Source organism: Streptomyces sp., from assembly GCF_031178505.1.
Classification (GTDB): domain Bacteria; phylum Actinomycetota; class Actinomycetes; order Streptomycetales; family Streptomycetaceae; genus Streptomyces; species Streptomyces gulbargensis.
This window is the reverse complement of sequence record NZ_JAPSIW010000647.1, coordinates 1-4,064: the sequence shown is the minus strand read 5'-3', so window position 1 is coordinate 4,064 and position 4,064 is coordinate 1. Positions and strand designations below refer to the sequence as shown.

The window sequence follows — 4,064 nt, the reverse complement described above, 5'->3', positions numbered from 1 at the left end:
CGAAACGCGGCGCGCTGCTGCCGAAGCCGACCGCAAGGAAGCGGAGGAGGACAGCCGCCGAGAGGCCGCTCTCGCCGACGCCGCACGCTTTCGAAAGGAGGCCGCCGAAGCCGAGCGGGCCGCTGCTGAAACGCGGCGGGCTGCCGCCGAAATCGAGCGGCGCGCGGTCGAAGCCGAGGACGCCGCGAAGCTCTCGCCGCGTGAGCGGGCGGTCCGCAAGGTCGCCCGGTTGATCCTTGCGAAGGCGGCCGGCGTTGCGGGCAACCTGCCGCTCTCCGACATCCAGCGCGACCTCGAAGTGTCGCCTGGCACGGCCTCGGAGTACCGCCAGGAGGCGGCCGTGCTGCTCACCGGCGGTTACCGCCCCTGATCCACCGTCCGGCACACACCAGTGAGGGCCAGCCCATCGGAAGTGGGCTGGCCCTCGCTGCGACTGCCGGAAGCAGTCACAGCCCCACCAGTACACCAGGAGGGAATCCCCGCCGTGAACAGCAACAACGACCCGAACTACTCCCCCCTGCGCGACGTCGCGCAGACCCCGGAGGCCACCGCCCGGTACCTGGCCGATGTCCAGCGGGTCCTGCTGGACATCGGCAAGAACCTGGAGACCCTCGCCCACGAGACCCGCGTGCACCTGCGCGACACCCACGTGGAGGGCGACCGCTGGTACCACGCCAGGCTGCGGGCGATGCCCGTGGAAAAGGCCCTCGGGCAGGTTCTCAAGAACCTGAACAACCTGACGGCCGGTCTGGAAAAGAGCGCCTACAAGCGCCGCGCCCACGACGAGGCCGTGGTGAATACGGCCAAGGACAGGAAGGAAAAGGAGCTGGAAAAGCAGCGGAAGAAGAACCCGCCGGTCCTCCAGGCCGCGCCCAACCCGCCGCAGCAGGGTGCGCAGCCGCAGAATTCCGGCTACAGTGTCCCTACGTCGATTTACGACCTCGGTAAGAGGGAGTCGGCGTGACGCGCCCCCTCAGCAGCATCGAACGCTCCATTCAAGGGCGGAACGGCTGGCTGCAGGAAGAAGAGCGCAAGGCGATCGAAAGTCGCGGAGAGACCGGCCGGATGGAATTCTGGCTCCGAGTCACCCGGACTGAAATCACCAGGGAAGTCAAGGCCGGTCGCGGTGATGTCCTCACCGCATTCACGCTGGTCTGCCGCCTCTTCAAGCTGGTGCTGGAGAAGCGGCAGGCGGGCGACCCGCGGCTGTTCGACCACCTCATGCAGTACGCGGACACCGTCCTCAAGCAGCACGGCCCGCGTCACTGAGCGTCACCCACGAAGGCCCCGCCGGGCTCCGGCGGGGCCTCGCGCGCGTAAAGCGTGCACACGTGCACGTGCACGCGCGTGCACACGAGACCCCACTGTCTGTCAAGTTCCCAGGAGGGAGGTGCCCCGTGTCCGACGAGTCCGACGAGACCGGCGGCGGGACCCTGGTCCACGGCCCGTGGAGCGGTGATTCCACCTACGAGCTGCCGCCGATCCCGGATTTCATCGACACCATTCCGCCGCCGGAAGACGTCCCGGAGGTTCCCCCGGAGAGCCCGGAGGAGACCACCATGGAACTTCCCGCAGTTCCGGCGGCCCCCGACCCTGCACTGGCAATGCGTTCCGAGGGATTCGCTGCGCCGGTAACCGAGGAATCCGAAGGCGAATACGAGGAAGGCGAATACGAACAGCGCCGCTCTCTCGCCGACCGTCTCGGCGACTGGTTGGAATTTCGGCTGGAAATGGCGCGGGCCAATAACGTAAGCGAGGCGCCTTTCCGTGAGGCTGAAATAGCGCGGAAGGTGGCGCTGATCGAGGGTCGCACTGCGCAGGAAGTCGCGATGATGGAGCAGAACGGAAAGCTCCACGCCGCGATGATGAAAGCGAAGGGCGACAAGGCGGCGGCGCGCGGAAAGGCGGATGCCGACCGCACGAAGGGGTCCGGCTTCGGGATGGGGACGGACAAGGGTCGCTCGAAGGCCGGCGGCGGTGGCGGCTCCTCGCGACGCGGAGGCGGCGGCGGGCCCTCCCGCACCAACTCCTCCGGCGCGGGGCCGAACCGGTCCGGTCCGTCGCGTGGCTCCAACTCCGGCGGCCCTGGTGGCCGTTCGGGGACCGGCGCAACCGGGGGCGGCGGAGGCGGCAAGAGCGGAGCGAAGGGCCCCGAGTGGGGCTCTGGCGGCCGCGCAGCTGGTTCCGGGCGCGACGGGTCGTCCAAGGGCTCGAAAGGCTCTCAGACGAACTCTGGTGGCTCCGGCCGGAACGGCGGCTCGAAGGGCGACGCCAACGGTCGGGCCGAGCGCGGTCCGGCGTCCAGCGCCCGTGCCGAGCGGGCCCGCGGCCGCCAGGAGCGCGCCGGGGCCCGGCAGGCCGGGCGGCAGGAACGGCGCAGTGATGGGCACGCCGCCGGTGTCGCGGACCGCTCCAAGGACCGCGACCAGGCCCGCGCGCAGCGGCAGCAGGCGTGGGAGGACCGCCGCGCCAAGAAGGCGGCGCGGGCGGAGGCGCGAAAGGCGAAGCGGGAAGCTGCGGCGTCGGCCGGCTCGGGCCGCACCACGCTGGGCCAGGCCGTCGGCGAGGAAGCCCAGCGCCGCTTCGACGAGCGCCGCGCCGACGCGAAGGCCGCCAAGGAGGCGAAGGACGCCAAGGCCGCTGGGGCGGAGAAGGTCAGCCTGACCAAGGAGAAGGACTCCAAGGGCAAGGGCTCGGAGGACTCCAAGGCCAAGGGCACCGACGGCAAGGACTCCAAGGCCGCCAAGGACGGGCCTGACGGGGCCTCCAGCGCCGCGAAGGACGGCAAGGCGGGCGACGAGCCGGGCAAGGACTCCAAGGCCGGTGACGGGGCGTCTGGCGGCGCGAAGAAGCGCCGGTTCCGGCGTCGGCGCACCGCCACCACGGGCCGGGCCGGACGTCGCGGCCGTACGAGCCGCGCCGGTCGCACCGGTCGGGCGGGACGCGGTCGTACGGGACGCTCCGGACGGTCCGGCCGCCCGGCGGACAGTCCGTTCGGCGCGGAGGATTCCACGCCGACGGTGGAGTGGCCCGACCGGCCCACCCGCCCGCCACGCACCGGCACCACGAGCGACGAGGACGACATCGTCGACGCCGACATCGTCCCCGACGGCCCCGCGGCCGTCACGACCGGCGTGCGGGGCCTGCCGCCCGCGCCGGAGCCGCACACCGCCAGGACCGGCACCGGCCGACCGACAGCCACGGAAGGGAGCAGCGTGAGCAGTTCGCAGGTCAGCAGGCCGTCCGGCAGCGGCGGCCTGGCCGCCCAGCACCGCACGGACATCACGTTCGACGAGTACCTGATGGAGATGGCGAACATCGCCATCCAGGCGGCTTCCGACCAGGAGCGCGCCGAAGCCCTCGCGGAGGCCCTGGACAAGGTTGCCGACGCCCTGCGGGACATGGCCACCGACCTGGTCGGCGACCACAACGTCAGCACCCAGGTCACCGAGCTGATCTCGGACCTGGCCGACTCCGCGGCCCGCATGAAGCAGCAGGCCGAACGGTGCGCGACCGAGTGCGGGCTGGCCCTGGAGGCCGCCAAGCTCGCGGCCGCGATGGTCGCCCGCGTGTACGGCGAGGACATGGCCGCCAAGGAAGACGCGGGCCTGACGTACACCTCGGCCGCCGCCCACCACGACTAGAAGCAGAGAGGAAACCGCTGATGAGCAGCCCCGCACCCCGCACCGACGGCACGGCGCCCGCCGTCGCCGACGGCGACAACCGCTACAAGGCCGTCCAGGCCAAGCTCGACACCCTCGGACGCGCGCTCGACGACGCCGGGCTCGGCCTCGAGGAGCTCATGCGCAGCATCCGCAGGAACACCAAGCGGGCCGAGGACGTGGCCCGCGACATCGACAACGCCGGACTCGACGCGAAGTTCGTGGAGCTGACCAGCAACGTCGCCGTCGCCCTCGGCGGCGCCGGGGTGCAGGTCAAGAAGCTCTCCGACACCGCGCAGGAGACCGCCGACCTCACCCACCAGACCCGGCGCACCCACGCCCGGCTCTACGGCGCGCTGGACGACATCCGCTCCGGCCGGCGCGAGAAGACGCCCCGGCCCG

General features: G+C 71.5%; 4 protein-coding genes and 1 pseudogene. All 5 read left to right on the top strand.

Annotated elements, in window-relative coordinates; all coding sequences use genetic code 11:
- Positions 1-370, top strand: a pseudogene (locus RIF68_RS29740) (hypothetical protein); the annotation flags it as partial.
- A 114-nt stretch (positions 371-484) separates the two neighbouring features.
- Positions 485-964: a hypothetical protein gene (locus RIF68_RS29735; RefSeq protein WP_309054379.1), complete on the top strand. Its 480-nt coding sequence runs from the start codon at positions 485-487 to the stop codon at positions 962-964.
- The gene (locus tag RIF68_RS29730) at positions 961-1,269 is read left to right on the top strand and encodes a hypothetical protein (protein ID WP_309054378.1); all 309 of its coding nucleotides are present in this window, start codon (positions 961-963) and stop codon (positions 1,267-1,269) included. Before RIF68_RS29735 ends, RIF68_RS29730 begins: the two co-directional genes overlap by 4 nt.
- A gap of 560 nt (positions 1,270-1,829) precedes the next feature.
- Complete coding sequence (locus tag RIF68_RS29725; protein WP_309054377.1) at positions 1,830-3,644, top strand: ATP/GTP-binding protein; 1,815 nt, start codon at positions 1,830-1,832, stop codon at positions 3,642-3,644.
- 20 nt (positions 3,645-3,664) lie between these two features.
- Positions 3,665-4,064: conjugal transfer protein TraB (locus RIF68_RS29720; RefSeq protein WP_309054376.1), on the top strand; the 400-nt coding region annotated here is incomplete at its 3' end.